Here is a 4583-nt window from a genome sequence, read left to right as displayed (position 1 = left end):
ACCGCACGGCGGCGCAGCTCGGTGACCTCGAACTGATTCCGCCCACGCTGATCGCCTACCGAGGCACGCTCGGCCGAGAACTCGACGTCGAGGCGGTGCTGGCCCGCAGGCCGGCACTGGTCCTCGTCGACGAGCTCGCGCACACGAACACGCCGGGCAGCGTCCACGAGAAACGCTGGCAGGACGTGGAGATACTCCTCGCCGCGGGGATCGACGTCCTCTCGACGCTCAACATCCAGCACCTCGAAAGCCTCAACGACGTGGTCCAGCAAATCACCGGCGTGGTGCAGCAGGAAACGGTTCCCGACGAGGTGGTGCGAGCCGCCACCCAGGTCGAATTGGTCGACATCACTCCGGAGGCTCTGCGCCGCAGGCTGTCCCACGGCAACATCTATGCCGCAGACAAAGTCGACGCGGCGCTGAGCAACTACTTCCGGAAGGGAAACCTCACCGCACTCCGCGAGCTCGCCCTGCTGTGGGTGGCCGACCAGGTGGATGCCGCACTCGCGAAATATCGTGCGGAGAACAAGATCACCGACACGTGGGAGGCCCGGGAACGGGTGGTGGTCGCGGTGACGGGCGGGCCGGAATCGGAGACGCTGGTTCGGCGCGCCGGCCGGATCGCGTCGAGATCCAGTGCCGAGCTGATCGTCGTGCACGTGGTGCGCGGCGACGGCCTCGCGGGTGTCGCGGCGCCGGAGATGGGCAAAGTGCGGACGCTCGCCGCGAATATCGGCGCGAGCCTGCACAGCGTCGTCGGCGACGACGTGCCGACCACGCTGCTCGACTTCGCCCGGACCGCAAATGCCACGCAGTTGGTGCTCGGGACGTCGCGAAGATCGAGATGGGCGCGCATCCTCGACGAGGGCATCGGCGCGAGCGTGGTGCAACAGTCCGGGTCGATCGACGTGCACATGGTGACGCACGGCGAATCCCACCGTCCGAGGCGCTTGTCGCCGGTGGGATCCCGTTCCCGCACGGCGATCGCCTGGATCGCCGCCGTCCTCGTCCCGTCGGTGGCCACGCTGGTGATGAGTGCCGTCGACCGGCGGCTCGGATCGGGCGACGAGGGGGCCCTGTTCTTCATCGTGGTGCTGCTCGTCTCGCTGCTCGGTGGTGTCGCCCCCGCAGCCTTCGCCGCGCTGATCTCGGGTCTGTTCCTCAACTACTTCTTCACGCCGCCGGTGCGGAGCTTCACCATCGCCGAGCCGGACAACTTCATCACCACGGTCGTGCTGCTCGTGGTGGCCGTCGCCGTCGCGGTCCTGGTCGACGCTGCTGCCAAGCGTTCACGGGAAGCCCGCCTGGCGTCGCAGGAAGCCGAGTTGCTCGCCCTGTTCGCCGGATCGGTGCTGCGCGGGGCCGATCTCGACACCCTGCTCGAGAAGGTGCGCAAGACCTACGGCCAGGATTCGGTCAGCGTGCTCCACCGGGACCGCGGTCCGGTGGGGTCCGTCGGGCCGCACCCACCGGTGAGCGTCGACGACGCCGACACCGTCTGCGAGGTGGGCGAGGGGGAATACGCGCTCGCCCTGCGCGGCAGCGAACTGCACGCCCGGGACCGTCGCGTGTTGCTCGCCGTCGCCAACCAGGCGGTGGGCATGATCCGCCAGACCGAGCTCGCGCAGGAGGCGGGGCAGGCGCAGGCGCTGGCCGAGGCCGACCGGTTGCGGCGGTCGCTGCTGTCCGCCGTCAGCCACGACCTCCGGACCCCGCTGGCCGCGGTCAAGGCCGCCGCGTCCAGCCTGCGCAGCGACGACGTGGACTTCTCCCCGGAGGACACCGCCGAACTGCTCGCGACCATCGAGGAATCGGCCGACGTCCTGACCTCTCTCGTCGGCAACCTGCTCGACTCCTCCCGGCTCGCGGCGGGAGTGGTGACCCCGACGCTGGGGCCGGTGTACCTCGACGAGGTGGTGCACCGGGCGCTGGTGGCTCTGGGAATCGGCGGCCGGACCGGGACCCGGGCCCGGGAAAGGGTGGAGGTCGACGTCGGAACGGTCACGGCGATGGCGGATTCGGGCCTGCTCGAGCGGGTGCTCGCGAATCTGATCGACAACGCACTCCGCTACGGTGAGGACTCCGTGATCCGGGTCGGCGCCGCGGCGGTGGGAGACCGCGCCGTCGTCACCGTCGCCGACACGGGGCCGGGAATTCCGCGTGGGCGGGCAGACGAGATGTTCGCCCCGTTCCAGCGGCTGGGGGACCGCGACACGACCATGGGAGTCGGGCTCGGGCTCTCCGTCGTCCGCGGATTCGTCGACGCGATGGGCGGCACCATCAGCGCCACCGACACCCCCGGCGGCGGTCTGACGATGGTGGTGGAACTGGCCGGGGCGGGAGGGGAGCATCCATGACGAGAGTTCTCGTCGTCGACGACGAACCGCAGATTCTCCGCGCCCTGCGGATCAATCTGAGTGTGCGCGGATACGACGTGGTGACGGCCGCGTCCGGTGCCGCCGCCCTGCGCGCCGCGGCCGAGCGACCGCCGGACGTGATCGTGCTCGACCTCGGGTTACCCGACATGGACGGGACCGAGGTGCTCGCCGGCCTCCGCGGGTGGTGCCCCGCACCGGTGATCGTGCTGTCTGCGAGGACCGACTCCGCGGACAAGGTGGAAGCCCTCGACGCAGGCGCCGACGACTACGTCACCAAGCCGTTCGGGATGGACGAGTTCATGGCCCGGGTGCGTGCGGCCGCCCGCCGTGCGGCGACGGCCGCCGACACGAGTGAACCTGTGGTAGAGACGGACTCGTTCACGGTCGATCTGGCGGCGAAGACGGTGCGGCGGGACGGGGCCGAGGTGCACCTGACGCCGACCGAATGGGGGATGCTCGAGATGCTCGTGCGCAACAAGGGCAAGCTGGTGGGGCAGAAGGAACTGCTGCGGGAGGTGTGGGGTCCGGCGTACGCCACCGAGACCCATTACCTGCGGGTGTATCTGGCGCAGTTGCGACGCAAACTCGAAGACGACCCGTCCCATCCTCGGCATCTCATCACCGAGGCAGGGATGGGGTACCGGTTCCAGGTGTGACCGGCGAAGGGATTCGGCTCACTACCAATGATTGCGGTGCCGGGGTCGAGGTGATGGTGCACCTCGAGCAACGTCTCAGCTGACACCGGCGGCGTCCGGGTTTGATCCCACCGGACCGGGGTATGGACCACTCGGGCGCGCACTGCGCTTCCGGACGGGTTCCGAGGTGCGTCGTGCCGATGTGGTCGCGGTTGTCGGGGTGGCTCCCCGCTGTGGGGGTCGTGGTGCTCGTCGCCGCGTGCGGAGCAAGCGACGACGGCAACTCGAGCCAAGATTTTTCCGCCACGGTCGACATCGACGGGGGCCGGAACATCTATCTCGAGTGTGCGGGCACAGGCACACCGACCGTCGTGTTCGTGTCCGGCCTCCGGTTCGGCGCCGATCAGTGGACCACGACGGCCGATCCGGCGAGCACCTCGGCCTTCGACGGAGTCGCCGAGTTCACGCGGGTCTGCTCGTACGACCGGCCGGGAGTCGTGCTGGGCGGGGACGCATTGAGCCGTAGCGACCCGGTTCCGCAGCCGATCACCACCACGGACGCGGTCGCCGATCTCCAGTCGCTGCTGGGCGCCACGGATGAGGCCGGGCCCGGTCCCTACGTGCTGGCCGCCCACTCCTACGGCGGTCAGATCGCGAGACTCTTCGCCGGTACCCATCCCGACGAGGTGGCGGGCCTGGTGCTGATCGACGCGCAATCGGAGGAGTTGCAGACACTCCTGCCCCCGGAACAGTTCCAGGAGTTCCTGCGACTCAACACCCCGCAGCAGGACAGTCTCGACGAATACCCGGACCTCGAGCGCGTCGACTTCGTCCGCAGCTTCGACGAGATCCGCGCCGCCGAGCCGATCCGGCCCCAGCCGCTCGTCGTCCTCTCGGCCGACCGCTCGGTGGCGCCGCAGATCGCGGAGGGCATCGCGAACGGAAGCCTTCCGGCCGACATCGATCCCGGCTACGGCCCGGCTCTCGACGCCGTGCAGCCGAAGGCACAGGAGGATCTGGCTCAACTCGTGCCGGGTGCCACGCATGTCACGAACACGAACAGCGGCCACAACATCAACATCGAGCAGCCGCAACTCGTCATCGACGGGGTCCGCGACGTCGTCGACGCCGTGCGCGACGGGCGCACCGAGCCCTGACCGTCGCATGCGGCTCGGCCTGCGGAATGTGGTCGCCTCGACGTGGGAGACTGGACCGGTGAGGTTGTATCGAGACAATGCGGTGGTCCTGCGCCAGCACAAGCTGGGCGAGGCCGACCGTATCGTCACACTCCTCACCCGGCAGCACGGTCTGGTTCGGGCGGTCGCCAAGGGGGTGCGCCGCACCCGGTCGAAGTTCGGTGCCCGGCTCGAACCGTTCGCGCACATCGACGTGCAGCTCTATCCGGGACGCAACCTCGACATCGTCACTCAGGTCCAGACGGTCGACGCGTTCGCAACCGACATCGTCGACGACTACACCCGCTACACCACGGCGTGCGCGATCCTCGAGACCGCCGAGCGGCTCGCCGGTGAGGAACGGGCCCCGGCGGCCCGGCTGCATGGTCTCACGG

4 protein-coding genes are annotated in these 4583 nt (G+C 69.3%); all 4 read left to right on the top strand.

What is annotated here, in order from left to right:
- Positions 1–2357 (top strand): DUF4118 domain-containing protein (locus tag WAW17_RS10235; protein WP_422332873.1); only part of this gene is annotated, 2357 nt, incomplete at its 5' end.
- The gene (locus WAW17_RS10230) at positions 2354–3034 is read left to right on the top strand and encodes a response regulator (RefSeq protein ID WP_422332872.1); all 681 of its coding nucleotides are present in this window, start codon (positions 2354–2356) and stop codon (positions 3032–3034) included. The genes WAW17_RS10235 and WAW17_RS10230, both read left to right, overlap by 4 nt.
- Before the next feature lie 179 nt (positions 3035–3213).
- Positions 3214–4170: an alpha/beta fold hydrolase gene (locus WAW17_RS10225; RefSeq protein ID WP_422332874.1), complete on the top strand. Its 957-nt coding sequence runs from the start codon at positions 3214–3216 to the stop codon at positions 4168–4170.
- 58 nt (positions 4171–4228) lie between these two features.
- A partial coding sequence (gene recO, locus WAW17_RS10220) for a DNA repair protein RecO (RefSeq protein WP_422332871.1) occupies positions 4229–4583 on the top strand: 355 nt, incomplete at its 3' end.

This window comes from Rhodococcus sp. (in: high G+C Gram-positive bacteria) (assembly GCF_049286785.1).
Taxonomy (GTDB): Bacteria; Actinomycetota; Actinomycetes; order Mycobacteriales; family Mycobacteriaceae; genus Rhodococcus_F.
This window is presented reverse-complemented; position numbering and strand designations above follow the sequence as displayed.